The sequence below is a fragment of the Acuticoccus kalidii genome (genome assembly GCF_021556395.1).
GTDB lineage: Bacteria > Pseudomonadota > Alphaproteobacteria > Rhizobiales > Amorphaceae > Acuticoccus > Acuticoccus kalidii.
Genome location: NZ_JAKGCS010000005.1, coordinates 216,464 through 242,882 on the forward strand (window position 1 = coordinate 216,464; position 26,419 = coordinate 242,882).

Sequence of the window (26,419 nt, forward strand, 5' to 3'; positions counted from 1 at the left end):
GGTAACTAGGTGCTGATCCTACGAATGGTAAGTTATTAACCGGACGGAAGGACGCCCTGCAATGTCGACATCTCCCATCCTCCTCATTGGCGGCGCTGGCGCCGTCGGGCGCTGGGCCGCACGGCATCTGCGTGCCGCGCATCCCGATTTGCCGATCCTCATCGGCGGCCGCGACGGGGAGAAGGCCGCACGCCTCGCCGCCGAGATCGGCGAGGCCGAGGGCGTCGTGGTCGACCTTGCTGTGGACGATCTCGGCCTCGGTGAACGGCCCGTCGCCGCGGTCGCGGTCCTGTTCAACGATACGCGCACCGCCGCCCTTCGTTTCGCGCAGGATCGGAGCGTTCCCTATGTGAGCATCGCCCCGATGCTCAACGAGATCGCCCCGGAAGTGGCGGCCTATATGCACTGGCCCGCCGCCGCGCCCGTCGTCCTCGCGACCGAATGGCTCGTCGGCGCGACGACGCTGCCGACGCTCGATATCGCGAAGGGGTTCGGCCGCATCGACACGATCGCGATCGGCGCGTTGCTCGACGACGAGGACACCGGCGGCCCGGCACAGCTCGACGACCTCGAGCGGCTGACGAAGGCCGCGCCGGCCGCTCTCGCCCGTCAAAACGGGATCTGGACCTGGCGGGTCGGCGAGGAGGCGAAAGGCCGGTTGCGCGCGGTCGACGGCACCGAGATGGCGGCGGAGGCGCTGTCGCCCAACGACGTACTCGGCCTCGCGATGGAGACGGGCGCGCCGAACGTCACGTTCGACCTCGCGATGGGGGTGACCTCGAGCCGCCGCCGGGGCGAACCGATGTCGACCGAGATCACCATCGAGCTTGCCGGAGAGGATCGGGCCGGGCGCCCGCTCAGCACCCGTCACGCTGTCGTCCACCCGCAGGGGCAGTTTCCGCTCACGGGATTGGGTGTCGCGCTGTTGCTCGAGCGGCTCGTGGGGCTGGATGGCGGGCCGGCGGTCACGCACGGCCTTTATTTTCCCCACCAGCTCCTCGATCCCTCGGCCTATCTGAAGCGCTTCGAGGCCATGGGTGGGACGCTCCTGCGCCTCGACGCGGCATAACGCATGCGATCGGGCGGGCGCATGGCGCGCGAGCGCCGCGTTTTCCGCCCGCCGCGCTTGCCGCGCACTGGCGGTCGATTTATATAATGTTCGATGCAGAAAGCACGGACATCGGGCGAAGGGGCGGGCGCGACGCGCGGCCGAGGGCGCCCCCGTGCGTTCGATCGCGAGGTGGCGCTCGATGAAGCGATGCGCCTCTTCTGGCGGAAGGGTTACGAGGCGACGTCGATCTCCGACCTCACCGCCGCGATGGGGATCGGCTCGCCGAGCCTTTATGCCGCCTTCGGCTCGAAGGATGCGCTCTATGCCGAAGCGCTCCGCCATTATGGCGAGATCTATGACGCCGTGGTCTGGGGCAAATTCCAGTCGGCCCCGACAGCGCGCGAGGCGATCCGGCACTATCTCCTCGATTCGGCGGTGGCGTTCACCGGCGGGCTCGGCGACAATCCGCGCGGCTGCATGGTCACGCTCGCGTCGGTCGGCCGGGACGATCATCCCGAACTCGCCGAGCTGATGCGCACCTCCCGCGCCATGACGATCGAACGTCTGACGGCTCGGCTCAGGCCGGCGGTCGCGTCCGGCGAGCTGCCTGCCGGCACCGATATCCTCGCGCTCGCCCGCTTCCTGCAGTCCGTCCAAGGCGGGATGTCGATCCTCGCCCGTGACGGGGCGAGCCGGGCCGAGCTCGAAAGCGTCGCCGAGACGGCGCTGGCCGCCTTCGACGCGCGGACAGCGGCGGCGGCGGCCAGCGATTGAACCGGCGAGGGCGGCGCCCGCATTCGGGCTCCGTCCCCGGCAAGGCGGCGAGGTGAGGCCGCCGGATGGCGCGCCGCGCCCTATCGCGCGGCGATGACGTCGACGATCGCGGCGCCGATCTCGGCGACGGCGGCGTTTCTCGTGGCGAAATCAGCCGGCGTGTCGGACAGGTAGATCGCCACGAAGTAGGGCGAGCCGTTCGGCGGTGTCACCATGGCGACGAGGTTGCGCGTATAATCGGTGCCGCCGCCCGACTTGTCGGACACCGTCCACCCCTCGGGCGTATGGGCGCGGATAAGCTTGCCGGTGACGCCGCCATGGCTCATCCACGTCGTCAGCCTTTCGCGCGAGGCGGGGGCGAGGGCGTCGCCGCGCAGCATCGCGTCCCAGGTCGACAGCATTGCCGCCGGGCTCGTCGTGTCGCGCGGGTCGCCGGGCGCGAAGATGTTGAGATCGGGCTCCAACCTGTCGAGCCGGGTGACGTCGTCGCCGATCGCGCGGAGATAGGCCGTCACCTCCTGCGGGCCGCCGAGACGTTCGATCAGAAGGTTCGCGGCCGGATTGTCGCTCATATCCAAGGTGGCGAGGCAGAGCGCGCCGACGGTCATCGTGCCACCGACATGCTTTTCGGTGACCGGCGCGTAGGCGACCATATCCGTCTCGCGCACCGCGATCGGCTCGTCGAGCGTCAGTGCGCCGCGGTCGACGCGGTCGAGCACCGCGCCGCACAGGACGGACTTGAACGTGCTCGCCATCAGAAACCGCTCGTCCTCGCGGTGTCCCCATTCCCAGTTCGACGCGCCGTCGCGGACGAGTACGCCGATACGGGCGTCATGCTTTGCCTCCAGCGCGGCGATCGTCTCGGCGAGACGATCCTCGGCATCGGTGGCGAGGGCGGCGGTCGGAAGCAGGACGCAAAGCGCCAGCCCCGCCGCGCGAGGCAGCGTGATGAAGTCACGGATCATTCGGTCGGTCCTTGTTTCGGCCGGAATGGGCCAGAGCGAGAGCGGTCGAGTCTCGCGGGTCAGCGATTAGGTGACGTCACGCCCTCTTGATTACAGGGCCCCTCAGAGGCCAACAAACGAGTAATCATGAGGCGCGCCATTAGCTGAGATAATACCCCGATGGATCGACCGGACATTCCGCTCAACGCCCTGCGCGTTTTCGAGGTCGCGGTGCGGCAGGGAAGTTTCACCCGCGCCGCCGTGGAGCTGCGGGTGACGCAAGCTGCGGTGAGCCACCAAATCGCGCGGCTCGAAGACCTCCTCGGCAAGACGCTGTTTCTGCGCACCTCGAACGGGCTGATTCCGACCGACGAGGGTCAGGCGCTGTTCCCGGTCCTCGAGCACGGCTTCGACACGATCGCCCGGACGCTCGACAGGATCAGCGGCGACCATCACATCGAAGTCTTGAAGGTGGGTGTGGTGACGACCTTTGCGCTCGGCTTCCTGATGCCGCGACTGCCCGCTTTGCGGCAGGCTCATCCCGAGATCGATCTGCGTGTCTCGACGCACAACAACCGCGTCGAGATCGGCCGCGAAGGGCTCGACATGGCGATCCGCTTCGGGGCGGGGAGTTGGCCGGGGGTGGAGGCGATCCCCCTCGTCGACGCGCCGATGGCGCCGCTGTGCGCGCCGTCGGTCGCCGCGCAGCTCGAACACCCGGACGATCTCGCCCAGCAGACCCTCCTGCGCAGCTACCGGAGCGACGAGTGGCCCCGCTGGTTCGCCGAGGTCGGGGCGTCCGCGCCGCCGCTCACCGGGCCGGTGTTCGATTCGTCCCTCGCGCTCGCCGAGGTGGCCGCCGCCGGCTCCGGCGTCGCGCTGCTGCCGGTCGCGATGTTCACCCGCCATCTGGCGGAGGGGCGGCTGGTGCAGCCGTTCGGCCGCACGGTGACGACCGGGCGCTATTGGCTCACCCACCCGGCGGAGCGGGCGATGACCCCGGCGATGGGCCTCTTCGCCGCCTGGATCCGCGCCGAGATCGACGCGGCCGCGACGGCCCCGCCGGGATGATCGCCGCGGCGGCCACCGGCCCTCTCAATCGCGCGTCGGAGGGATGATGATGGGCCGCGCGCCGACCGGGTTCAGCCGGTCCGCCCCGGCGGCGAACGTGTCGGCGCGCGGTCCGCGTTCCTTGGGGCGATCGACCGGGCGTGGTGCCGGCGCGGTCCACGTAAGGGCGGCGTTCAGCATCACGATATAGGTCTCGCAGGATCGCCACGACCCGTCCGCCAACGCCTCGAAATGGTCGGCGCCGAGCATCGCCCGCTCGATGGCGTCGAGGATCCGCTCACCCCGTTTGAAGAATTTGTCGCCGTATTCGGTAAAGAAGTTCGTGCCCCGCCATGACAGGAGGTGGCTGTTCAGCGCGGCCGCATGAGTCTGGGAGACGGTCGACGTCGACAGATATTCGAGCGCCACGAGGGCGCCGAGCGCGTGAAACGGCGTATGCGTCGCCGCAGCGTAAGCCTCGACCATGTCGTGCGAACGCCAGACCGGGGTGACGTCAGGCGCCGAGACCTGGCGCAATGCCGTGTCGACCAAGTCGGCGTGGCGGCGGCTCTCGGCGCCGATCGTCACGAGGCGCTCACACAACAGAGGCCGATCATAGATCGCGTGATGTCCCCTGGTGTGCGATGCAATCGTTTCGGTCAGGCGGAAGGTTTCGTGCTGCGTGTGAAGGTATGACAGATATTGATCCACGCGGATGTGATACGAGGCGTAGGCGTGGTGTAAGCAACCTTCGAGTTGGGATTGCGCGCTTGCAAGAATTTCCGTCAGTCGTCGCATACCCCATGCCGTATCAAACACCGAATGCATGATCCTGTCCCACGTCGGACTGCGATTGCCACGAATGTCAGACTAAGAAGGCGGTGCGCCAGCGGCTTCCCCCAAATGAAGTATGCTGCCGAAATGAAAGCCGGGCCGGACCATTGCAACGGGCCTCGTCATCGCGCCGATCACCTTCATGGGCACGCCGCCGCTGCCGCGTCGGGGGACATGAGCGCGGGGTCATCGATCCAATCGATCGATGCTATTGTGCAATCTAAGCAGGCAATGCCGCGATGGGCCATCCATGGGGCGTGGAATGAACGCGGGGCAGCTTCGGTTCGAGGAGGTGGTGGCGACGATCCACGGCGTGGTCGACGGCTCCGTGCCGCAATTGTCCATGATGGAGACGCTGACCCGCACGATGAACTGCGAGCGGGTCACGCTTTTGTCGGTCGATGCCGACGGGGCCGTCCGCCAGGATTCCTATCCGATCTGTCAGGCGATCAACAACACAATCGCAACGCCGAGAATGGTGAGCGCCGTGTTGCCGACCGCGTAAGGCACGGTGAAGCCAAGGGCGGGCACGTCGCTCTTGGCTTGCCGCGTGAGCATTTCGAGCGCCGCTGTCGCCCCGCGCGCTCCGGCACAACAACTGATGACGACCGCGTCGTCGAAGCGGAAGACATATTTGCCGATATAGAGTGCGAGGATCAGCGGAACGGTCGTCACCGCGGCGCCCCAGAGGAGGAGGCTGAACCCGGCCTCGCGCAAGCCTTCGACGAACATCGGCCCTGCATCGAGCCCCATGACGGCGATGAAGACGTTGATGCCGATCGAATTCATGAACCAGATGGTCGCCGGCGGCACGCCGCGGAAGGCGGGGTAGTAGAAGCGAAGCCAGCCCGCGGCGAGGCCCGCGAGCAGGGTTCCGCCCGCCGTCGAGAGCGTCAGCGGGACTTCGCCCACCATCAGGATCGGCGTGCCGATGAGGGCGCCCGCCGTCAGCACGAGGGCGAGAAAGGCGATGTCGGTCTGATTGCCGGGCCGATCGACCCGGCCGATCCGCCGGGCGAGCCGCGTGACCGTCGCCGGCCGGCCCTGCACGGTGATCACATCGCCGCGGTGGAGCAGCGTGTCGGGCAGGATCGGCAGCAACACGCCGGTGGCGCCGCGGCGGACCCGCCTCAGGAAGATGCCGCGTGTCGACGGGTCGGAGGCGATGTCGGCAAGCGTGCGGTTCGCGAGGGCGCGACCGGTGAGGACGATATCGACCCCCTCGACGGGCATGTCGAGAAGGGGGGCGTCGTCGACCTCGTGGACATAGGGCGTAAGGCCCTCGGTCAGGACCGAGCGCGGTCCCGAGATTGCGACGACATCGCCGGTTTCGAGCACGGTGTCGGCGCCGGCGTCGGAGATCGTGTCGCCACGCCGCAATCGCTCGATGAAGATGCGCCCGCGATGGAGCTCGATCTCGGCCTCTGCCACCGTTTTGCCGACGAGGGCGGCGCCGGGTTCGATCCGATAGGCGCGGATGATGTACTGGTGCCACGCGCTGCCCACCGAGTCGGCATCGCTCGACCCGCCCATGCGCTGCTCATAGTCCCGGCAGGCGGCCGCGAGATCGATCCGCAGGAGTCGCGGGCCGAGAAGCGAGAGGACGACCGCCGCGCCGAACGTGCCGTAGATGTAGGTGATCGCGTAGGCGATCGGGATCGATTGGAGATTGGAGGCCTCGGCCGCCGCCGGCAGGCCGAGCGAGCGCACCGCCGTTTCGGCGAGGCCCATCGCGGGGGTGATCGTCGCCGCGCCGGCATAAAGGCCGGCGGCAAGGCCTGGATCATAGCCCGCCATGCGCGCCGCGAACCAGGCCGACCCGAGACAGAGCGCCGCCACGACGAGCGCATAGAGCGCCTGCGGCAGTCCGTTGCTCGCCAGACCGCGCACGAATTGCGGGCCGACGCTGAAGCCGATGGCGAACAGGAAGAACAGGAAGAAGATCGTCTTCACGTCGCCCGAGATCTCGATGCCGATCTGGCCGATCGCAAGGGCGGCGAGCAGCGTCGAGGTGACGACGCCGAGACCGATCCCGCGAAAGGTGAGCGAGCCCACGGTGTAGCCGATCGTCAGCGACAGGAAGAGCGCGATCTCGGTGTTGTGCTTCAACGTGGCTGTCAGCCAGTCCAGCATCGTGATCTCCACCGTGGTTGAGAGACGGCGTTGCCGCAGCCGGACGGGGGCGATGACCCGCCTGCCGGCTGCGCGATGAAAGCGGTCAGGTGGGGGCGGGCTCCACCAGCCTGCGAATATGCGACAGCTCGGCCGTCACACTCGACATGAACGCGTTGTCCGCGGCCTCGCGTTCGTCCGGCCGCCGATCGGGAAGGATCGGAGCGCCGGGCGCGGCGGCGATCTCGCGGGCGAGGGCCTCGAGCGCCTCGCGCTCTTGGTGCGACAGCACCGTTCCGCTCGTGGCGGACGCGGCGGTGATCTGGTCGCAGATGCGTTCCGCCGAGGCGACGAGCGGAAACCAGGCGACGGCGTCGCGGCCCGCCGGCGCGGGCTCGGCCATCGCCTTCTGGAGCTGGGCGCGGATGCCGGCGAGGCGGCGATAGGCCTGGCGGCGCGCCATGGCGACCGTCTTTTGCCGGCTCGCCGTCGGCGCGTCGCGCCAGGCGGTGACCGCACGCAGATAGTCGGCGACGGATTGCATGGCGCCGTGGAGCGTCGCCGCGAAGGCGGACGCATTCGGCTTCGGCCAGAGGAAGTAGCCGAAGACGAGCACGATCACCGACCCGATGACGGTGTCTTGCAGGCGCTGCACCGCATAATCGACATTGTGGATGCCGGGAATGATGATGTCGACGAAGACGAGGATGAGCGGCGTGAGGACCAGCGCCTGGAGCGCGTAGGAGCGCATCATCGCCCAGGGGATGAACGCGGCGAAGATCCCGATCGCGATCGCCATCTCGACCCCTTTCGACATCGAGGCGAGCGCGATCGCGCCGATCACCACGCCGCCGAGCGTCCCGACGCACCGCAGGACTGCGCGCGCGAAGATCGACCCGAAATCCGGTTTCATGACGAGCGAGACCGTCAGCGGCACCCAGAACCAATGGTTCGCGTCGATCACCCAGTGCGAGGCATAAGCGAGGACGAGACACAAAGAGAGGGCGAGCGCGGAGCGGACGGCGTCTTGGCCGGGCAAGAGGCGGTCGAGCTTCACCGAAAGCGGCTGTCGCGGCGGGTTTGCGCCGACCCCCATGCCGGTCGCGCCGGTGTCGGGACGGAAGCCCGGCGAACAGGACGCGACGAGCCCCTCGACCGTCCGAGAGAGCCGCGGCTCGCCGATCGGCGTGGCGGCGGCGGGCAGGGGCCGACCGTGCTTCATCGCTGCCGCGACCTGGCCGAGCCGGGTGGCGGCGGCTTCGAGTGATGCCGGCGCGTTCGACGACATCAGCTCGGCGAAGGCCGTATCGCAATGGTGGAGTTTGGCGGCCAGCAGGTCGCTCTCGGGGTCGCGCTGGTCGTGGTCATAGCGTGTGTCGAGGAGCATCGCGTAGAGCGCCGAGAGCTGCTCCGTCACGGTGCGCCGCGCGGCCTCGATGGCGGTCGATCCCGTCTCGGCGGAGACGGCGCCCTCGCGGGCGCGGGCCCTTGCGAGGTCGGCCAAGGCGGCGAGCAGGTCGCCGAACGCTTGATGGCGGGGAAGGCGCGGAAACAACAGCGCTTCGAGCCCGAGGACCGCCGCATAGAGGGCGCCGCCGACGAGGAACAGCGCTGCGGGCTGCCAGAAGGGCGCGATCGCCGGAATGCCGATGGCGATCGAGGCGACGAGGAGGGCTTGCATGGCGCCGATGGAGAGCGCCGCGCCGTAGCTGCTGATGAGACCCGCGACGAACCCCACCACGGCCATGACACCGAGCAGCGCCGGCCAGGGGAGGGCGGTCAGATAGCCGGCGAAGTAGCCGAGCGCGCCGATCGGCGCCGCGATCGCGATCGTCTGGAAGATGGAACGATAGCTGCCGGCCTTCTCGCCCGCGGCGAAGAGGAGGGTCGACAGCGCGACCCACATGCCCGTCATGATCTCGCCGGTGAGGACGCCGACGACGAACGGCAATCCGACGCAGATCCCCGCGCGGATCGAGCGGCCCCACGGCCAGCGCGCCGGCTTCAGCCGGGCGAGCTCGCGGAGCCAGGAGTTGGGACTGGGAAGGTCGGATGCAGTGTTCATGAGGCCTAACGGAGAGAGCCGGGTCAGGAAAGGTGATGCCGGCTTCGCGTAAAGACGACGAAACCCGCGACGATCAGAGCGACGACGACGACGCCGAGCGCGATGAGAAGGGCCGACTGGTCAAGCCATGCGACGGCCGGCACGAAGAGCGCCATGATGATGCCGTTGAGGCCCATCCGCCAAGAGGTCGTATGGACGCCGGCGACGAAGGTGCCGAGGGCCAGAAGCAGCATGATGATGAGGCTGGTGCCATCGGCGGTCGCGACGGATTGGACGCTCGGCAGGAACACGAGGCCCATCACCGCGAGGAACGCGCCCCAGTGCAGGATCTGCGTCACCACGAGCCGCATCTGACCCTTGCGGCCGCTCGCATAGTGCCAGCCGGCGACGATGCAGGCGCCGCAATTCACCACCGCGACGAGCGCCCAATAGGTCTCGAGCGGGGCGCGCATCATGCTCGAATAGGCGACGCCACCCAGGATGAGCAGCAAGACGGTGAGATAGGGCAGCTCACGGAGAACCAGGCGCCGGAGACTGTCGCGGCGATGCGGTGCGGGTGTGGTGTTCGCTGTGTCCATGATCGTGGCGTTCCAGTTCTGGGTGAGATCGGCATGACGCTCGGCCGACCGTAACGTTCGATAGGGCGGAGCGGGGCGAGCCGAATGTCGCTCCGGAATGCGGGCGCGCCCTCCCGCGAAGGAGGGCGCGCCCGGTCGAGATCACGGAGCGCCCGTCGGCGCGCGCCGCACCGTCGCCGCGTTAGCGGCGCACGACGCGGATGTCCGAGGTGCGTCCATCACGGACATTGTAAAGGCAGACGAAGCTGAAATTCGACGGGCCGCGCCGCGCTGTGTATTCGCCGCGACCGCGCACGCGCACTTCGGCCATGTTCACGAACTCGACATTCCATGCCTTGTCGTTGAAGCGAACGGGCGAGGTCGCGCCGAGCTCGCGCTGAACGGCCCGGTTCGCGCCGGGTTTGCACGCCTCATAGGCGGCGCGGTCACCCTGCGGGTTCTGGGGCTTTCCGGGCTTGCCGGGCTGCGGTCCGGGCTTTTTCTCGGCGACGCGGACGTCGGTCACGGAGCCGTTGCGGATATTCCAGAGGCATTGAAACGTGAACTGGCGGAACCCGTTATTGGTCTCGTACTGGCCGCCGCCGCGCATCCGCTCTTCCGCGTTGCTGACGAACTCGACGGTCCAATCGCCGTAAAAGAGTTGGACGCGCTGCTTGGCGCCGAGCTGGCGCTGGACGGCCTTCGTCACCGCCGGCTGGCAGGCCTGGAACATCGCGTCGTTCCGGTCCTTCTGAGCATGGGCCGTGCCGGACAGCGCCACCATGGCGGCGAACGCGAGGGGGACAATACGCAGTCTCTTCAAGATGGTCTCCTCGATACGTCGAGCGGATTACGAGCCCAGATAGACGATCCAGGCGACCGCCAGGACAAGGCTCAAGAGCGAGGCCGGAATGCCGGCTCTCGCGAATTCGGCGAAACGGATGGTGATGCCGTGAAGGCGGGCCTGCTCGACGACGATGATGCCCGCGAGGCTCCCGAAGACGATCGCGTTCGAGGAAAAGCCCGTTCCGAGCGCGATCGCCGCGCCGAGCGCCTCGGCGCCTTCCGCGCCGTTCAGGAACGGCGCCACCAGCATCACGGCGGGATTGTTGCCGACGACATTGCTGAGGACCGACATCACCACGAGCATCGAAATCGGCTCGTGCAGATCGAGCCCGACTCCGCGCAGGCCGTCGAGAATGTCTTGCGGAATGCCGGTCGAGGCGAGGGCGGCGTTGACGACGAAGAGGCCCATCAGGAGCAGCAGGAGATTGCCGTCGACGAGGCGCAGCATGTCGTTGGAGGAAATCTGCCGGTTGACGAGGAGGACGCTCGCCCCGGCGAGGGCGACGAGCATATGGGGCCAATCCGTCAGCACGAACGCGGCGATCACCGCGACGGTGACGAGGGCGGCCTTGCCCGTCTCGAAGCGGTCGAAGGGGATCTCGACCGGGGCCGCGGCGACGGCGCCGTCTGCGGTCGCGGCGCGCGCCGTGTCGGCGAGTTCCCACCTGCCGCGATAACAGATCGCGAGGACGAGCCAGACGAGGGGGAGGCCGAGGAGCGCCGGGATCGCCGCCACCTGCATGAAGCCGGAGAAGGTGAGGTGCAGCGTTTCGGCCGCCACCATGTTCTGCGGGCTGCCGATCAGCGTCGCCGCCGATCCGACATTCGCCGCGAAACAGAAGCCGAGCAGAAACGGCACCGGGTTGAGGCCGCGCGCGAGGGTGATGGTCGTGAGGACCGGCGTCATCGCGACGACGACCACGTCGTTCGTGAGGACCGCCGACAGGAGGCCGCCGACGACCACGAGGATCGCGAGCAGGATCGACGGCCCGACCCGCAGCCCGCCGACCTTGCGGGCCGCCCAGTCGTAAAAGCCGGAGACGACGAAGGCGGAGGAAATGATCATCAGGCCGAAGAGAAGGCCGATGGTGCGATAGTCGATCGCGGCCCATGCGCCGGCCGGCGAGATTTCGCCGAAGGCGATGAGGAGCATCGCACCGACCACGGCCGCCCCCGTCCGATCGACCCCGAAGCCCGGCAGATGGCCCACCCCCATGGCGATGTACACGAGGATGAAGAGAGCGATCGTCACGTCCATTGTGGTCTCGTCTGGTGAAAAATTCGAGGTCCGATCACCCCAGCCGTATCGGATCGCCGCCGTGGCGGAGGCGGCGGAACGGTCGAGCGACGCCGCTCCACCGCCTCCGCCACGGCGATTGTTGCTGGATTATTCGGGAAGTTTGCGCTGCATGTCCCAGAGGCTGTAAGCGCGCTCGCCGTACATGGATTCGTCGAGACCTTCTTCCTGGATATCCTCCGGGACGCGGAGCGTACCGAACCCGTCGAGGATCTTCAGGAGGATGGTGGTGATGATCCAAGCATAGACGGCGACGATCACGACCGCGAGGGCCTGAATGCCGAGCTGGTGGAGACCGGCCGACACCTCGTTGATGTGGGAGCTGGCGAGGACGCCGATCAACAGCGCGCCCGTCATGCCGCCGACGCCGTGGGCGCGCCAGACCTCGAGCGTGTCGTCGATCTTCAGCCATTCCTGCACGTGCTTGGCAAAATAGCAGGCGGTCGCGCCGACGGCCCCGATCAGCAGCGCGGCGATCGGTTCGACATAGCCCGCTGCCGGCGTGATGGTCGCCAGGCCCGCGACCGCACCGACGAGCACGCCGGAAAAGGACGGGTGACCCGTGGCGCGCCATTCCCAGAACATCCACACGAGCATGGCGATGGAGCCGGCGAGCATGGTGTTCGTGAAGGCGTAGGCGGCGAGCGCGTTGGCCGCATAGGCGCCGCCGGCATTGAAGCCGAACCAGCCGAACCACAGGAGGCCGGCGCCGAGTGCGACGAGGGGAAGGCTCGACGGCTCGGATTCGGTTTCACCCAATGCGAGCTTGCGTTTGCCGAGATAGCGCGCCGTCGCGAGCGCGGAGAAGCCGGCCGCCGTGTGGATGACGATGCCGCCCGCGAAGTCGACGACCCCGAGCTTGGCGAGGAAGCCGCCGCCCCAGATCCAGTGCGCCGCCGGCAAATAGACGAGGATCGTCCACAACGCGATGAAGAAGAGATAGGCGCCGAACTTGAAACGGCCGACGAACGCGCCGGTCATCAGCGCCGGCGTGATGATCGCGAACATCATCTGATAGGCGAACACCATGATGAACGGCACGTTGTCCGCATAGGCCGGGTTCGGCTCGATGCCGACATGGTACATGCCGAAATAGGTGCGGACGTCGCCGATGATGCCGCCGATATCGGGGCCGAACGCCAAGCTGAACCCGCCGAAGACCCAGATCAACCCGACGACGCCTATGCAGACGAAGTTCTGGATCATGATCGACAGCATGTCGCGTTGCTTGACGAGGCCGCCGTAAAACAACGCGAGGGCGGGCGTCATCATGCACACGAGCGCGGTACATACTAAGATAAAGGCGGTATCGCCGGTATTGATGCTTTCCATCGCAAGATCCTTGGGGTGCGGCGGAGGCCGCGCATTGACCGCGCGGCCCCGTCAGGAGAGGTGAGATCCGTTGCGGGTCTATTTCGAGGACGCGGCCGCGGCGGCCGCCTTGTGGGCCGGGTAGTGCACGACCGGCCGGTGGGGATGGGGTGCGAGGAACCGCTTGGGCGCGATGAACAGATACATCGTCAGGACGTAAGGCGCCGTGAAGGACGGCAGGCCGTCCGGGTCCATGATCACATCGAGGCCGCCCTGGATGAAGACGGTCACGACCGTGGCGACCACGGCGTAGAGCGCCACCTTCATCGAGGTCTTGATGAAGATCACCCCGACCGCGAGGGCGGTGAGGACGGGGCTGAAGCCGTAAAGGCCCTGGAGCACGACCGAGGGATCGGCCTCCATGCCGACGGCGACCACCCCCGCGATGAGCGACCCCAGCGCCGCGGCGATGCCGGCGGGCACCGAGGCGAGGAAGATGCCGAGAAGAATAATGGCGCCGCTGAACTCGCTCCCGAGCAGAAAGACTTGCCCGATATTGCGGAAGAAGATCTGCACCATCTCGATATAAGACGGGATCTTGACGACGCCTTGGGCGTAATCGGTGGCAAAATGCGGGGTGTCGCCGATCACCTCGAGCCCGCCGAACGAATAGGCGCCGGCGACGAGAAGCCAGCCGGTGAGGACGAAGGGCCCGGTCGATCCCGGCACGCCCCAGCTCTTGGTGAGCGTCGCGCCGAAGGCGGCGGTGACCACGGTGCTCGCCGCCGCGCCGAACACGATATAGACCCAGAGCTGCGGTGAGGCGGCGACGAAGGTCGGAAGCGCGGCGCCGACGAGAACGCCGTTGAAGCCGAAGAGGCCCGACGTAATCGACTCTTTGTCATAGTCCAGCAGTTGCGCGGTCCCGGTGGCGACGACGATGCCGACCGCGGCGCCGATGGTCGTCGCCCACACGCCGGTCGTGTAGGACGCCACCGCCATCGCGGCGAAGAACAGGAAACCGGTGACGACGTTTTCCATGAAGAAGACCTGGCTCGTGCCGCGCAGGCAAAGAGACAGAAAGTCGTTATTCTTGTCAGGCATCGGTCAAAATCCGCCGTTTATCGCCAATATTGTTCGGTCGGCAGCGGCTTGCCGCGTGCCTCTTCACGCACGATCCGCCAGAAGCGGCGGACCTCCTTGCGCACGTCGTGCGTCTCGATCCCGACCACGCGGAGCATCAGTCCGACGGCGTTCGGGAGCTTCGAGACGCCGCTGATCGCGCGCGGCGCCTCGGTCTCGAAGTGCGGCTCGAAGCGCTCTTGAATGCGGGCCGCGATCTTCGGCGGCGCGAGGCACATGATGTTCGCGAACGTGTCGAAGCCCTTCATCACGCCCGCGAAATCGATGGTGGGATCGCTCTTCTCGATCAGGACCTTCTCGGTGAAGAGCACCGGCCCGTCCGCCCGGCGGACCGACACCGCCATCGACAGGAGGTCGAAGCCAAAGCGCTCGTCGGCATGGTGATGCTTGCGACCCGACATCATCATCTCGCCGTAGAGAAGGATGCCGGTCTCATCGAGGACGATGTCGGTTTGATTGATGAAGCGCGAGCCGCGATAGGGGATCGTGAAATCGGGCAGATATTCGAGATAGGCGCCGGCCCCGACGGTGACGCTCTGATGCTGCGAGGCGTAATTCGCATCCATCTGGTGGATGCGGTTCGCGCCTTGCGAGATCACCTGCGCGCAGGCGCCTTCCTCGACGGTGATGTCGATCTTGTAGCGATCGCCCTGAAGGATGCCGCCGCCGACCGAGATGATCGTGCAGATCGGCAGCTCCGGCATCCCCTCGTCCCAATAGAGCGCCCGCTGCACGAGGAGGGGCGCCACACGATAGAGATCGTGCAGCACCGATCGGTCGCCCCGCCGGGAGAAGCCGAGCCGCAACTCGCCGATCTTGCCCGGCCCGGCCGCACGCATCTGGCCGGGTTCGGTGTGATAGGGGGACAGCTCACGGGCCTCGTCGAGGCGGCCGAGCAGCTCATGCAGCGGCATCGCGTCCGGGTCTCACTCGGCCGGCTGCGGCGCGTCGTGCGCCTTGGCGGGCTTCACGGGCGTCACGTCGAAAAGTGCCATGTCCATGATGAGATCGATGAGGCCGTCGATCCCTTCGCCGGTCTTGCAGTTGGTGAAGACGAACGGCTTCTTGCCCCGCATCAGCTTGGAGTCGCGGTCCATCACCTCGAGGCTCGCGCCGACATAGGGGGCGAGGTCCTTCTTGTTGATCACGAGGATGTCGGACTGGCACACGCCCGCCCCGTTCTTGCGGGGGATCTTGTCGCCGGCCGCGACGTCGATGACGTAAATGTAGAAATCGGCGAGCGCGGGGCTGAAGGTGAGCGTGAGGTTGTCGCCGCCCGACTCGATGAGGATCACGTCGCTGTCGGGATACTTCTCTTCGAGCTCCTCGACGGCGGCGATGTTCATCGACGGATCCTCGCGGACCGCGGTGTGCGGGCACGCGCCGGTTTCGACGCCGACGATCTTTTCTTCCACGAGGACCCCGTTCAGCGTCCGGCGGACCTGTTTGGCGTCTTCCGTCGTCACCACGTCGTTGGTGATGATCAAGGGCTTGATGCCCATGTCGATCAGGCGCGGCGTGATGGTCTCGATGATCGCGGTCTTGCCCGAGCCGACAGGACCACCGATGCCGATGCGGGTGATCTTCTTCATTGCACGTTCCTTTTCGAGGACGACGTTCAGTTCATGAACAGTCGAACGCGGGTTGTTGTGTGGTGCGCGACGAGAACGTCGAAAATCGGTGCGAAGACGGCCATTTCGTCGAGGCCGAGCGCCCGCACCGCGTGGTAATCGTCTGCGACGCGATCTTGCGCGGCGAACAGGATGCGCTGCGTGTCGAGATGGTCAATCCGCATGAGGCGCACGGCGGCGCTGAGGATCATCGAGGCGACGCCGTATTGGTGCACGACGAAGGCCTCGCTCTCCGGGGCGCCGAGCTCGGCGAGGGCGATCGCCTGGCCGACCGGAAAGCATCCCGGCGTCGCGCCCGACTTGATGTCACCGAGCCAGCGCTCGAGGCGCGGGAAGGGCCCGATCTTGAGCGCGAGCTCGGCGAGCTTCTTGCCCATCCGGGCGAGCATGAGCTGCTGCTCCTCGCCGACACGGCGGCACCAGATGGCGCGATCGGCGACGAGGATCGCATCATGGTCGCCGTTCATCGCGGCGCGATGGGCGTGAAGGAAGGCGATGCCGTCCATCCGCGCGCTCTGGCGCAGGATCAGCTCGACATATTCACGAAGGCTCGCCGGATCGGTGACCACCTCCGTCTGCAGCGCCGATTCGAGGCCGTTGGAGAAGGCGAACGCGCCGACCGGCAGCGTCGAGTCGGAAAATTGCAGGAGCCGGCCGAGCCGCACCATGTTCGGTACGGCGGCGCTTCGGATCGTGTCGTCGCCAGCGTCCATCACGCGCCCCTAATGCGCGTGGTCGTGGTCGTGGGAGTGGGCGCCGTGATGATGATGCGGCGTCGCATCCGCCCCGGCGAAGAGGAGGCGGACCTCCTTGGCGTCGAGCAGCTTGGCGATCTCTTCGCCCGGCGCGAAGCGCGTCTTCACGTGCTCGAATGCGTGGGTGCGCATCACCGAGGCCATCACCTTCTGGTCGACGGAGAGCGGCACATAGACGGTCGAGCCTTTGATCACGGCCGGCCAATGCTGGTTGCCGAGCCCGTGGCCGAGCTCGAAGCAGGTGCGCAGGATCTCCGTCGGCGACAGCGTCTCGAGCCCTTCGAGCTCGATCACGAGCACGTCCTTGAGCGCGACGCGGGCGACGACGATGACGTTCGTCTCGGCGTCATAATGGAGCACGTCGCCATCGTGCAGGTGCTCGTCGCGCGGCAGCGAGATGGCGAGCTCGACGCCGCCTTCGCTCGCCTTGCGCAGGCGGTTCTTCGGGGCTTCCCATTGTTCCAGAACGAGGGAATCCACGACGGCATGATGGGCGCGGTCATGCCATTCCGGGTCGCTCAGATGACCCAATTTCTTCTCGACGAGAATCATACGTCCTCCGGACATGAGCTCAGAAATCACGCCTCGCGATGACGCCACTTGGCCGCGGTGATGCCGAGCAGAGTAAGCAAATAGCCGACGACGGCGCTGGAGATGACGTAAAGCGCCCCGACCGCCATGTGGCCGGGGGACGTCATCTCCGAATAGGCGCCGTAGACGAAGGACGAGAAGGTCGACATGCCCCCCATGACCCCCGTCCCGACCAGCAGGAGAAACTCGTCCGACACGGCGTTGAGGCGACGATTGCCGAAGGTCAGCCCGAGAATGAAGGAGGCGATCACGTTCGCCGCGAAAATGTCGAGCGGAAAGTCGCTGCGCGTCTGCGGAATCAGCAACATGAAGAATTCCCGCACGATCGCGCCGAGCCCGCCGCCGAGGAACACGATGATGATCTTCGAGACCATGAGCCGCCGCCTCTATATCGACGCGAGCGCCACGCCAGCGGCGACGGCGAGAAGGCCGCTGCCGATGGACGAGACGATGTAGACCAGCGCCAGCCCGTGCCGCCCGTCCTCCGCCATCTGGACGGTGTCGAGCTGCATCGAGCTGAAGGTGGTGTACCCACCCAGTATACCCGTCAGCACGAAGGACGACATCATATCGCCGTAACGATGGTGCCAGTCGATCATGAAGGCCGTCGACAGGTACGCGATGACGAAGGCGCCGGTGACGTTCACCAGATACGTGCCGAGGCGGAACCGCATCCGAATGCGGGCCTCCACGGCGAGGCCGACTCCCCAGCGGAGCACCGACCCGATGCCACCGCCGAGGAAGACCCACATGATATCGATCGCTTGCATTCGACCAGTTCAACAGCAGCGAAGGATCACGACGGACCGGCGACTTCCTTTGGCTAGCTGAAGAAGTACAGCTGTCCGAGCGGAACGGTGGTCACAGGCTCGATCGTGGCGTGCTTGCCGTCGACCGTGACCGCGAACGTTTCCGGGTTCACTTCGATGTTCGGCTGGCTCGTGTTGCGAACCATCGAGCTCTTGGTGATCGTCCGCGTGCCGTAGACCGGGATGACCTGAGATTTCAGCTCGTAGCGATCGACGATCCCGTCTTCATAGCCGGCGAGCGAGGTGAAGGTCACACGCGTCTTGGTGAGGGCGGACCCCATCGTGCCGAACATCGGACGGTAGAGAACCGGCTGCGGCGTCGGCAGGGAGGCGTTCGGGTCACCCATCAGCGCCCACGAGATCATGCCGCCTTTGATCACCATCTTGGGCTTGGCGCCGAAGAAGGCCGTGTCCCACAGGACGAGGTCGGCCATCTTGCCGACTTCGACCGAACCGATGACGTTGCTGACGCCCTGGGCGATCGCCGGATTGATCGTCACCTTGGCGACGAAGCGCAGAACGCGCTCGTTGTCGTTGCCGGAGGTGTCGCCCTCATAGGCGCCCATGCGCTGCTTCATCATGTGCGCGGTCTGGATCGTCCGCGTCCAGTTCTCGCCGACGCGGCCCATCGCCTGACTGTCGCTCGACAGGATGGAGATGGCGCCCATGTCGTGCAGCACGTTCTCGGCGGCGATCGTCTCGGCGCGGACGCGGCTCTCGGCGAACGCGACGTCGGTCGGGATCTTCGGGCTGAGATTGTGACAGATCATCGTCATGTCGAAGAGCTCGGCCTGCGAGTTGATGCCGTAAGGCAACGTCGGGTTGGTCGAGCTCGGGATGACGTTGGACAGCGCCGCGACGCGGATGATGTCCGGCGCGTGGCCGCCGCCGGCGCCTTCGGTGTGGTAGGTGTGGATCGTCCGGCCTTCAAAGGCGGCGATCGTGTTCTCGACGAAACCGGCCTCGTTCAGCGTATCGGTGTGGATACAGACCTGGACGTCGAAATCGTCCGCGACCTTCAGCGAGGCGCGGATGGCGCCCGGCGTGCTGCCCCAGTCCTCGTGAATCTTCAGGCCCATCGCGCCGGCGTGGATCTGCTCTTCGATCGGCGCGGCGGAGGAGCAGTTGCCCTTGCCGAGCACGCCCGCATTGACCGGCCACGCGTCGAACGAGCGGAGCATCATCTCGATGTTCCAGGTGCCCGGCGTGATCGTCGTGCCGTTGGTGCCGTCGGTCGGGCCGACGCCGCCGCCGAACAGGGTGGTGACGCCGTTGCTGAGCGCCGCCTCGGCCTGTTGGGGGGAGATGAAGTGGACGTGGGCGTCGATGCCGCCGGCGGTCAGAATGAGGTGCTCGCCGGAGATCGCATCCGTGCCGGGTCCGATCGCGAGGCCCGGCGTGACGCCGGACATGATTGACGGGTTGCCGGCTTTGCCGATCGCGGAGATCAGGCCGTTCTTGATGCCGACATCGGCCTTGATGATGCCCTGCACGCTGTCGACGATCGTGACGTTCGTGATGACGAGGTCCGGCGCGCCGGCCGCACTCGTCAGCTCGTTGTCGAAGCCCATGCCGTCGCGCAGCGTCTTGCCGCCGCCATAGACGGCCTCTTCACCGTAGACGCGAAGGTCGTTCTCGATCTCGATATAAAGATCCGTATCGCCCAGGCGAATCTTGTCGCCGGTCGTGGGGCCATACAGCTCCGAATATTGCTTTCTCGAAATCTTCGCCATGGTCAGGACTCCGACTTGTTCTTGAAGCCGTAACGAGCGACGCGTTCGAGCGCATCGGTCATCCGGGGTCGGTATGAATCGTAGTTTTCTTCACCGACCCAGCCGTCGACCAGGCTGTTGAAGCCGAGGACGCGCTGCTTGCCTTGAAAGGGGATCAGCGAAACCTCGCGCTCGTCGCCGGGCTCGAACCGCAGCGCCGTGGAGGCCGGGATGTCGAGCCGCTTTCCGAACGATTGCGCGCGGTCGAATTCAAGGCTCGCATTCACCTCGAAGAAGTGAAAGTGGGATCCAACCTGGATAGGGCGGTCGCCGGTGTTGCGAACTTTGATCGTCGTGACGGGATAGCCGGCGTTCAGTTCAATGTCGTCCGACGCCAAAACGAAGCCGCCAACCGGAGTGCCGTTGTCACTGGAAGTCATGGCCGAGCACCTATCTCAGGGTCTACTTGATGGGATCGTGGACGGTGACGAGACGGCTCCCGTCGGTGAACACCGCTTCCACCTGGACGTACGGGATCATATCGACCACGCCTTCCATCACGTCGTCCCGAGAAACGGCGCCGCGAGCGATCTCCATGACCTCCTCGACAGTCTTCCCCGCGCGCGCCCCATCGAGAGCGGCGACGGAAATGAGGGAGACTGTTTCAGGATGATTTAACTTTATGCCTTGATCTTTACGACGCTGCGCGACCTGCGCGAGCGTGTAGATCATAAGCTTATCGATTTCCCTGGGTGTGAAGTGCATCGCCCGCCTCCTTTGCAAAACGGAAACCAATCAGAAGTTTCAGTTCCTGAGCCCATTTTGCATCAAATGTTGCCCTAAACCAGCGTTCGCCGCTAAGCAATATCCCAGATGTAATATAAATGTTTCGCTGGATCGTTTCAGCAGCGGGCCATTGCGAGCAAAAATCCAAATATTGTTGCACAAACGTGAACGGCTCCACCAAGCGCCGATTCAAACGGCATGTTCCGCCCGAGTGTGGAAACCCAAATCAACATATTGACGAGTTCCGCAGGTCGGGACACAAGATCCGGTGTCATGGTCCTCTAAGCCGACGGCTTGGAGGTGAAAAGGGAATTCGGTGCGCCCGCTTTGAGGCAAAACCGAAGCTGCCCCCGCAACTGTGAGCGGCGAACGATCCCCGATGAACCACTGGCCGAGAGGCTGGGAAGGTGGGGGGAGTGACGACCCGCGAGCCAGGAGACCTGCCGTGACGCGAACGAACGTCCACGGGCGGGGTGTCCTGGTGGGTCGCACGGTCGACGTCCCTTGCGGGCGGTGACACGCGTCCGCTCGGCCTTTGCCCCCAGCCACTGGGGATAAGCCGATGTCCATTACGAACGAAATCTCGACCGACGGTCTCGCGGCGACGCCGCGGCCGCCGATGACGCCCGGCGCGTCGAACCGCCCGCGCGGGGACGGTCTCGCCGACTATAAAGTTATCCGCCGTTCCGGCGCCGTCGCCGCCTTCGATCCGGCGAAGATCGAACTCGCGTTGACGAAAGCCTTCCTCGCCGTCGAGGGGACGAGCGCGGCCGGCTCGCGGCGCGTGCACGAGACGGTGGCCGATCTCGCCGAAGAGATCGTCGTCAACCTCACGCGCCGCGCGCCGACCGGCGCGTCGCTGCACATCGAGGATATCCAGGATCAGGTCGAGCTCGCCCTGATGCGGGGCGGCTATCACAAGATCGCCCGCGCGTTCGTCCTCTACCGCGAGGCCCGCACGCAGGAGCGCCTTGCCAAGGAGGCGGAGACCGCGCCCACCGCGCCGCGCCTTTCGATGCGCCGCGCCGACGGCTCCCACGTCCCCCTCGACGAGGCGCGGCTCGCCGGCCTGATCGGCGAAGCCGCCGACGGGCTCGATGGCGTCGATCCGAGCGTCATCCTCGCCGAGACGCGCCGCAATCTCTATGACGGGATCAGCGAGGACGAGCTCGCGCTCGCCCCCGTCCTCGCCGCCCGTACGCTGGTGGAGGCCGAGCCGAACCATTCGCGCGCGAGCGCCCGTCTTCTCCTCCACAGCCTGCGCCGCGAGGTGTTGAGCGGCCTCGCCGGTCGGCCGGACGAGGCGAGCGCAGCCGAGATGGCGGACCGCTATCCGGACACCCTTCGCGCTGCCATCCAGAAAGGGATCGAGGCTGGGCGCATCGACCCTGAACTCGCCCGCTTCGATCTCGACCGGCTCGGCCGCGCCATCCGTCCCGAGCGCGACCTCGCGTTCGACTATCTCGGCCTTCAGACTCTCGTGGACCGTTATTTCCTCCACGATCGCGGTGTCCGCTTCGAGCTCCCGCAGGTCTTCTTCATGCGCGTTGCGATGGGCCTCGCGCTGCGGGAGATCGATCGCGAGGAGACGGCGATCGCGTTCTATGAGCGCCTCTCGACCTTCCGCTTCATGTGCTCGACGCCGACGCTCTTCAACGCCGGCACCCGGCACCCGCAGCTGTCCTCCTGCTTCCTGACGACGGTGCCGGACGATCTCGACGGCATCTTCAAGTCGGTCAAAGACAACGCACTTCTCGCCAAGTTCTCCGGGGGCATCGGCAACGATTGGACGCCGGTGCGCGGGCTCGGCGCCCATATCAGCGGCACCAATGGGGAGAGCCAGGGCGTCGTCCCGTTCCTCAAGGTCGCGAACGATACGGCGATCGCGGTGAACCAAGGCGGCAAGCGCAAGGGTGCCGTCTGCGCCTATCTCGAAACCTGGCACATCGACATCGAGGAATTTCTCGACCTCAGAAAGAACACCGGCGACGACCGGCGCCGCACGCACGACATGAACACGGCGAACTGGGTGCCCGATCTCTTCATGGCGCGCGTCGCCGATGACGGGCCGTGGACCCTCTTCTCGCCCGACGAGACGCCCGACCTTCACGATCTTTACGGTCCCGACTTCAAGGTCGCCTATGAGGCCTATGAGGCGAAGGCGGCGCGGGGGGAGATCGCCGTCCACCGCACCGTGCGCGCGGTCGATCTGTGGCGGCGGATGCTCTCGATGCTGTTCGAGACCGGCCATCCGTGGATCACGTTCAAGGATCCCTGCAACATCCGCTCGCCGCAGCGCCATCGCGGCGTCGTGCACTCGTCCAATCTGTGCACGGAGATCACGCTCAACACGGCGAGCGACGAGGTCGCCGTGTGCAATCTCGGCTCGGTGAACCTTGCCGCCCATGTCGGTCCCGACGGTCTCGACCATGAGGCGCTGGCGGCCACCGTGTCGGTCGCGATGCGGATGCTCGACAATGTGGTCGACATCAATTTTTACACGATCCCCGAGGCCCGGCGGTCGAACCTGCGGCATCGGCCGGTCGGGCTGGGGTTGATGGGGTTTGCCGACGCGCTCGCGACGCTGCGCATTCCCTATGCCTCCGAGGCGGCCGTGACGTTCGCCGACGAGAGCATGGAGGCGCTGTCCTATCATGCGATCTCGGCGTCGGTGGATCTCGCCGCGGAGCGGGGGCGCTATCCGAGTTTCGAGGGATCGCTCTGGTCAAAGGGCGTGTTGCCCATCGATTCGCTGGAGCTGCTCGCCGAGGCGCGCGGCGGGCTCGACCTCGACCGTTCGGCCCGGCTCGATTGGGAGAGCCTGCGCGCCCGCGTCACGACCATCGGTATGCGAAACTCCAACACCATGGCGATCGCGCCGACGGCGACGATTTCCAACATCTGCGGCGTGTCGCAGTCGATCGAGCCGATTTTCCAGAACCTTTATGTGAAGTCCAACATGTCGGGCGACTTCACGGTCGTGAACGCGACCCTCGTTCACGACCTCAAAGCGCGCGGCCTGTGGGACGAGGTGATGGCCTCGGACCTCAAATATTATGATGGCAGCCTCGGCGCGATCGACCGCGTGCCGGACGATCTCAAGGCGCTCTATGCGACGGCGTTCGAGATCGATCCGCGGTGGCTCGTCGAGGCGGCGGCGCGGCGGCAGAAGTGGATCGACCAGTCCCAGTCGCTGAACCTTTATCTCGCAAAACCGTCCGGCAAGACGCTTGACGCGGTCTACCGTCTCGCCTTCGCCCGCGGCCTGAAGACCACCTATTATCTTCGCGCCCGCGCGGCGACGAGCGTCGAGAAATCCACCCTCAAGGGGACCGACGGGCGGCTCAACGCCGTGGCTGCCGCGCCCGTCTCCGCCTGTTCCATCGACGATCCGACCTGCGAGGCCTGCCAATGAGCGCGTCCATTTCCCTCGACTGGGGCGATCCTGCGGCGGCCCCCCAAGCGCAGCCGGTCGATGCGACCGGTCTCGGCACGATCGACCGCGAGGCGGGGCGTGTCACGGTCGGCGACAAGGCGATGATCAACGCCACCGCCGACGTGAACCAGCTCCTTCCGCTCAAATATCGCTGGGCGTGGGAGAAATATCTCGCCGCCTGCAACAATCATTGGATGCCGACCGAGGTGTCCATGCAGGCCGATATCGCTCTGTGGAAGTCGCGCGACGGGCTTACCGACGAAGAGCGTCACGCGGTGAAGCGCAATCTCGGCTTCTTCGCCGCCTCGGAAAGCCTCGTCGCGAACAACATCGTCCTCGCCGTCTACCGGCATCTGACGAACCCCGAATGCCGGCAATATCTCCTGCGCCAGGCGTTCGAGGAGGCCGTCCACACGCACACCTTTCAATATATCGTCGAAAGTCTCGGCCTCGATGAAGGCGAACTCTTCAACATGTATCGGGAGGTGCCGTCGATCACCGACAAAGCGGCCTGGGCGCTGAAGTATACGAGGCATCTCGACGACCCGACCTTCGAGACCGGCACGCGGGAGGCCGACCAAGCCTTCCTGCGCGATCTCGTCGCCTTCTATGTCGTCTTCGAGGGAATGTGGTTCTACACGGGCTTCGCGCAGATCCTTTCGCTCGGCCGGCGCAACAAGATGGTCGGGATCGCCGAACAGTATCAGTACATCCTGCGGGACGAATCGATCCACTTGAACTTCGGGATCGACGTGATCAACCAGATCCGCCACGAGAACCCGCACCTTTGGACGGACGCCTTCCAGGACGAGGTGCGCGCGATGCTGAAGGAAGCGGCCGAACTCGAGGCCGCCTATGGACGCGATACGATGCCGCGCGGCTTTCTCGGCCTCAATGCGGAGCTGTGCGAGGCGTATATGCGGTTCATCGCCAACCGCCGCTGCGGGCAGCTCGGCCTCGCGCCCGTCTTCGGCCCGACCGACAACCCGTTCCCGTGGATGAGCGAGGCGATGGACCTGCGCAAGGAGAAGAACTTCTTCGAGACGCGCGTCACCGAGTATCAGAGCGGCGGCGCGCTCGTCTGGGACTGAGGGCGGGGCGACCCGCGCCCAGAACGGCGCGATGCCGGCCGGGGGGAAGCGGCCGGCATCGCGTTTTGTTGCGCGTCCCGCTTCGATGTGTGCCGAGATCCGGCATATCCCAATTCGGACGGTGGTGCAGAAATCCAATCTGGCCCAATATGCCCGCGAGCGGCCGATGGGGAGCGGGACGACGTGGGCGTCCACCCGAAGCCGGATCCTCGTCCTCAGCGTCGAGACGTCGATCATCGCATGAAACGATGACGCCGCCATTCAGATGCGCCGGAGAGATCGCGTAGGGATATGACGTTGGTTGAACTGATCGATACGGTGGCTGGCGTGTCACCCGCGACCGAACATCTTTGGTCCGAGCTGCAAATCTATATCACGCACTCCACCTGGGGGCTCCCGGTCGGCCGAATCCTGATCGCTTTGGGGATTTTTCTCTTTTTCCTCATCCTGCGCCGCCCGCAGCGTTATCTCCTGATGGTCGTGATGGGGCGTCTCGCCAATCGGCCGATCCGCGATCTCGATCCGGCGGTGCGTCACGCCCTCAAGGGCCCGGCCGGCATCGTGCCGGTGGCGATCGGCGCGTTCTTCGCGTTCGAGGTCATGAAGTTCGACCAGAATGGCGACTATGCCGAGATCGCCTCGCGCATCGTCGCGACGATGGTCCTGACGGCGCTCTTCTGGGCGCTGTTCGAGCTGACGAGCCCGTTCGTCGCCTCGCTCAAGCTCCGCTCCTCCGCGCTCAGCCCGACGATGGCGGACATGATCCGCCACACCGTCAAAGGCGTGCTGGTCTTCGCCGCCGTGGCGTTGATCCTGCAAGAATGGGGGGTGGAGATCGGGCCGCTGCTCGCCGGCATGGGCCTCATCGGCGCCGCCGTCGCCCTCGGCGCACAGGATCTCTTCAAGAATTTGGTCGCCGGCTTTCTCATCCTCGCCGAGAAACGCTTCAAGTATGGTGATTGGATCGAGGTGAACGGCGTCGTGGAAGGAACGGTCGAATATATCGGCGTGCGATCGACGCGCATTCGCCGTTTCGACGATGCGGCCGTCGACGTTCCGAACAACGCCTTTTCGGAAAATGCGCTGATCAATTACACGAAGATGCGCCGCCGCCGGATCCTGTGGACGATCGGCGTGCCGTATTCGACCACGGTGGACCAGCTCAAGACCGTACGCGACGGGATCGAGCACTATATTCTGACGTCGCCGGACTTCGTGCGGCCGAACCAGGCGTCGACCCATGTCCGGATCGACGCGTTCGGCGGCTCGTCGATCAACATTCTCGTCTACTGCTTCACGGTGACGACATCCTGGCGGGAATGGCTCGAAGTGCAGGAGCAGCTCGCCTATGCCGTGATGAACGTCGTCCTCGGTGCGGGAACGAGCTTCGCCTTCCCGTCGCGCTCGGTGTACGTCGAATCGATCCCCAATGACCGGCCGGATCTCTTCCTCCCGCCGGTCGATGGCAAGCCCCGCATCGAGCCGGCGACGCCGACCGAGGCGCCCCAGCCCGCACCGTCCGGCGCGAGCGAGGCCTGAACGGGTGATGTCCTTGTCACGCATCGAAGAGGGCGCGTAGACAGGGACGGGTCTAGGGGACGCGCCGCGTGGGCGGCAGAAGGGT

At 66.0% G+C, this 26,419-nt stretch carries 25 protein-coding genes and 1 riboswitch; of the genes, 7 read left to right on the plus strand and 18 right to left on the minus strand.

All coding sequences use genetic code 11. The features are described 5' to 3' along the window. Positions 1–61: 61 nt before the first annotated feature. Together L1787_RS01180 and L1787_RS01185 are read left to right on the plus strand one after the other, a co-directional pair. Positions 62–1,069, plus strand: a complete 1,008-nt coding sequence (locus tag L1787_RS01180) for an NAD(P)-dependent oxidoreductase (protein WP_235706643.1) — start codon at positions 62–64, stop codon at positions 1,067–1,069. A 93-nt stretch (positions 1,070–1,162) separates the two neighbouring features. Beyond that, entirely contained in the window at positions 1,163–1,825 is a 663-nt protein-coding gene (locus tag L1787_RS01185) for a TetR/AcrR family transcriptional regulator (protein ID WP_235706644.1), read from the plus strand. Positions 1,826–1,905: 80 nt separating this feature from the next. On the opposite strand, the gene bla is transcribed toward L1787_RS01185, so the two are convergent. Continuing rightward, the gene (bla, locus tag L1787_RS01190; protein ID WP_235706645.1) at positions 1,906–2,790 is read right to left on the minus strand and encodes a class A beta-lactamase; all 885 of its coding nucleotides are present in this window, start codon (positions 2,788–2,790) and stop codon (positions 1,906–1,908) included. Between the two features lie 159 nt (positions 2,791–2,949). Here bla and L1787_RS01195 point away from each other — a divergent pair, with 159 nt between their 5' ends. Beyond that, positions 2,950–3,840 (plus strand): LysR family transcriptional regulator, encoded by an 891-nt coding sequence (locus tag L1787_RS01195; protein ID WP_235706646.1) that lies wholly within the window; start codon positions 2,950–2,952, stop codon positions 3,838–3,840. Between the two features lie 24 nt (positions 3,841–3,864). On the opposite strand, the gene L1787_RS01200 is transcribed toward L1787_RS01195, so the two are convergent. After that, positions 3,865–4,422 (minus strand): hypothetical protein, encoded by a 558-nt coding sequence (locus L1787_RS01200; protein WP_235706647.1) that lies wholly within the window; start codon positions 4,420–4,422, stop codon positions 3,865–3,867. A 493-nt stretch (positions 4,423–4,915) separates the two neighbouring features. Here L1787_RS01200 and L1787_RS01205 point away from each other — a divergent pair, with 493 nt between their 5' ends. Further along, positions 4,916–5,158: a hypothetical protein gene (locus L1787_RS01205; RefSeq protein ID WP_235706648.1), complete on the plus strand. Its 243-nt coding sequence runs from the start codon at positions 4,916–4,918 to the stop codon at positions 5,156–5,158. On the opposite strand, the gene aspT is transcribed toward L1787_RS01205, so the two are convergent. From aspT to L1787_RS01285, 16 genes are all read right to left on the minus strand, one after another. Then, complete coding sequence (gene aspT / locus L1787_RS01210; protein WP_235706649.1) at positions 5,095–6,786, minus strand: aspartate-alanine antiporter; 1,692 nt, start codon at positions 6,784–6,786, stop codon at positions 5,095–5,097. The genes L1787_RS01205 and aspT overlap by 64 nt on opposite strands. An 85-nt stretch (positions 6,787–6,871) precedes the next feature. Beyond that, the gene (locus tag L1787_RS01215; protein WP_235706650.1) at positions 6,872–8,830 is read right to left on the minus strand and encodes an FUSC family protein; all 1,959 of its coding nucleotides are present in this window, start codon (positions 8,828–8,830) and stop codon (positions 6,872–6,874) included. A 23-nt stretch (positions 8,831–8,853) separates the two neighbouring features. Continuing rightward, entirely contained in the window at positions 8,854–9,408 is a 555-nt protein-coding gene (locus tag L1787_RS01220) for a hypothetical protein (protein WP_235706651.1), read from the minus strand. 181 nt (positions 9,409–9,589) lie between these two features. Next, positions 9,590–10,210, minus strand: a complete 621-nt coding sequence (locus L1787_RS01225; protein ID WP_235706652.1) for a hypothetical protein — start codon at positions 10,208–10,210, stop codon at positions 9,590–9,592. 27 nt (positions 10,211–10,237) lie between these two features. Further along, on the minus strand, positions 10,238–11,491 hold the full coding sequence (locus L1787_RS01230; protein WP_235706653.1) for an ArsB/NhaD family transporter: 1,254 nt from the start codon (positions 11,489–11,491) through the stop codon (positions 10,238–10,240). Between the two features lie 129 nt (positions 11,492–11,620). Then, positions 11,621–12,862, minus strand: a complete 1,242-nt coding sequence (locus L1787_RS01235; protein WP_235706654.1) for an ammonium transporter — start codon at positions 12,860–12,862, stop codon at positions 11,621–11,623. A 78-nt stretch (positions 12,863–12,940) separates the two neighbouring features. Next, a complete protein-coding gene (gene yut, locus L1787_RS01240) occupies positions 12,941–13,945 on the minus strand; it encodes an urea transporter (RefSeq protein WP_235706655.1) in 1,005 nt (334 codons plus the stop codon). 17 nt (positions 13,946–13,962) lie between these two features. Further along, on the minus strand, positions 13,963–14,898 hold the full coding sequence (locus L1787_RS01245) for an urease accessory protein UreD (protein ID WP_235706656.1): 936 nt from the start codon (positions 14,896–14,898) through the stop codon (positions 13,963–13,965). A 12-nt stretch (positions 14,899–14,910) separates the two neighbouring features. Further along, positions 14,911–15,576 (minus strand): urease accessory protein UreG, encoded by a 666-nt coding sequence (ureG, locus tag L1787_RS01250; protein WP_235706657.1) that lies wholly within the window; start codon positions 15,574–15,576, stop codon positions 14,911–14,913. A gap of 26 nt (positions 15,577–15,602) precedes the next feature. Further along, positions 15,603–16,283 (minus strand): urease accessory protein UreF, encoded by a 681-nt coding sequence (locus tag L1787_RS01255; protein ID WP_369415042.1) that lies wholly within the window; start codon positions 16,281–16,283, stop codon positions 15,603–15,605. 54 nt (positions 16,284–16,337) lie between these two features. After that, on the minus strand, positions 16,338–16,922 hold the full coding sequence (locus L1787_RS01260; protein WP_235706659.1) for an urease accessory protein UreE: 585 nt from the start codon (positions 16,920–16,922) through the stop codon (positions 16,338–16,340). 26 nt (positions 16,923–16,948) lie between these two features. Next, positions 16,949–17,335 carry a fluoride efflux transporter CrcB gene (gene crcB / locus L1787_RS01265; RefSeq protein ID WP_235706660.1) on the minus strand — a complete coding sequence of 129 codons (387 nt, stop codon included), beginning with the start codon at positions 17,333–17,335 and terminating at the stop codon, positions 16,949–16,951. 12 nt (positions 17,336–17,347) lie between these two features. Further along, positions 17,348–17,731, minus strand: coding sequence for a fluoride efflux transporter FluC (locus L1787_RS01270; protein ID WP_235706661.1), 384 nt, complete (start codon positions 17,729–17,731; stop codon positions 17,348–17,350). Positions 17,732–17,784: 53 nt separating this feature from the next. After that, on the minus strand, positions 17,785–19,503 hold the full coding sequence (locus tag L1787_RS01275) for an urease subunit alpha (protein ID WP_235706662.1): 1,719 nt from the start codon (positions 19,501–19,503) through the stop codon (positions 17,785–17,787). Positions 19,504–19,505: 2 nt separating this feature from the next. Continuing rightward, positions 19,506–19,922, minus strand: a complete 417-nt coding sequence (locus L1787_RS01280) for an urease subunit beta (protein WP_235706663.1) — start codon at positions 19,920–19,922, stop codon at positions 19,506–19,508. A gap of 22 nt (positions 19,923–19,944) precedes the next feature. After that, on the minus strand, positions 19,945–20,247 hold the full coding sequence (locus tag L1787_RS01285) for an urease subunit gamma (protein ID WP_235706664.1): 303 nt from the start codon (positions 20,245–20,247) through the stop codon (positions 19,945–19,947). A gap of 278 nt (positions 20,248–20,525) precedes the next feature. Further along, positions 20,526–20,730, plus strand: a riboswitch (cobalamin riboswitch). Between the two features lie 100 nt (positions 20,731–20,830). Between L1787_RS01285 and L1787_RS01290 the strand changes: the two genes are divergently transcribed. The 3 genes from L1787_RS01290 (at position 20,831) to L1787_RS01300 (ending at position 26,334) form a co-directional block, all read left to right on the plus strand. After that, entirely contained in the window at positions 20,831–23,683 is a 2,853-nt protein-coding gene (locus L1787_RS01290) for a ribonucleoside-diphosphate reductase subunit alpha (RefSeq protein ID WP_439648251.1), read from the plus strand. Beyond that, positions 23,680–24,795: a ribonucleotide-diphosphate reductase subunit beta gene (locus tag L1787_RS01295; RefSeq protein ID WP_235706665.1), complete on the plus strand. Its 1,116-nt coding sequence runs from the start codon at positions 23,680–23,682 to the stop codon at positions 24,793–24,795. Before L1787_RS01290 ends, L1787_RS01295 begins: the two co-directional genes overlap by 4 nt. A gap of 297 nt (positions 24,796–25,092) precedes the next feature. Continuing rightward, entirely contained in the window at positions 25,093–26,334 is a 1,242-nt protein-coding gene (locus L1787_RS01300; RefSeq protein ID WP_235706666.1) for a mechanosensitive ion channel family protein, read from the plus strand. The last annotated feature ends 85 nt before the right edge of the window (positions 26,335–26,419 follow it).